Origin of the sequence: Escherichia sp. WS1265 (assembly GCF_046487585.1) — a bacterium.
Classification (GTDB): Bacteria; Pseudomonadota; Gammaproteobacteria; order Enterobacterales; family Enterobacteriaceae; genus Escherichia; species Escherichia coli.
The window spans coordinates 1-799 of sequence record NZ_JBJQJE010000089.1 but is presented as its reverse complement, the minus strand read 5'-3'; the positions used below and the strand labels follow the sequence as shown (position 1 = coordinate 799).

The 799-nt window shown below is 53.9% G+C and carries 2 protein-coding genes; both read left to right on the top strand.

Annotated elements, in window-relative coordinates:
- Nucleotides 1–44 precede the first annotated feature (44 nt).
- A complete protein-coding gene (gene tnpA, locus ACJHX3_RS24955; RefSeq protein ID WP_001171523.1) occupies nucleotides 45–425 on the top strand; it encodes an IS66-like element accessory protein TnpA in 381 nt (126 codons plus the stop codon).
- Nucleotides 422–769: an IS66 family insertion sequence element accessory protein TnpB gene (gene tnpB / locus ACJHX3_RS24950; RefSeq protein WP_000612632.1), complete on the top strand. Its 348-nt coding sequence runs from the start codon at nucleotides 422–424 to the stop codon at nucleotides 767–769. The genes tnpA and tnpB overlap by 4 nt, the downstream gene beginning before the upstream one ends.
- Nucleotides 770–799 lie beyond the last annotated feature (30 nt).

The following is a 799-nucleotide window of genomic DNA, read 5'->3' as shown; positions in this document are numbered from 1 at the left end:
AAGTGGTGTCCACCAAATAAGTAGTGGGAACCAAAGTGTCAGATATGCAGAAAAATGTGACTCCCGGCAGGCGAAAAGGCTGCCCTAATTATCCTCCCGAATTTAAACAGCTGCTCGTTGCTGCCTCCTGTGAACCCGGGATATCCATCTCAAAACTTGCTCTTGAAAATGGCATTAACGCCAATCTGTTGTTCAAATGGCGACAACAATGGCGCGAGGGAAAGCTGCTATTACCTTCTTCAGAGAGCCCCCAGCTACTTCCTGTGACTCTCGATGCAGCTGCCGAACAGCCAGAATCGCTCGCAGAGGACCCGGAAACCCTCAGTATCAGCTGTGAGGTAACGTTCCGGCACGGGACGCTCCGCTTCAATGGCAATGTCAGCGAAAAGCTCCTGACTCTGCTGATACAGGAACTGAAGCGATGATCCCGTTACCTTCCGGGACCAAAATTTGGCTGGTTGCCGGTATCACCGATATGAGAAATAGCTTCAACGGCCTGGCTGCGAAAGTACAAACGGCGCTGAAAGACGATCCCATGTCCGGCCATATTTTCATTTTCCGGGGCCGCAGCGGCAGTCAGGTTAAACTGCTGTGGTCCACCGGCGACGGACTGTGCCTCCTGACCAAACGGCTGGAGCGTGGGCGCTTCGCCTGGCCGTCAGCCCGTGATGGCAAAGTGTTCCTTACGCAGGCGCAGCTGGCGATGCTGCTGGAAGGTATCGACTGGCGACAGCCCAAGCGGCTGCTGACCTCCCTGACCATGCTGTAAATCTCTTTATCCTGGTTGTCACAGAATAAG

Bases quoted from the DNA above. Each gene is read 5' to 3' on its own strand.
- tnpA (WP_001171523.1), top strand. From the start codon at position 45: ATGCAGAAAAATGTGACTCCCGGCAGGCGAAAAGGCTGCCCTAATTAT.
- tnpB (WP_000612632.1), top strand. From the start codon at position 422: ATGATCCCGTTACCTTCCGGGACCAAAATTTGGCTGGTTGCCGGTATC.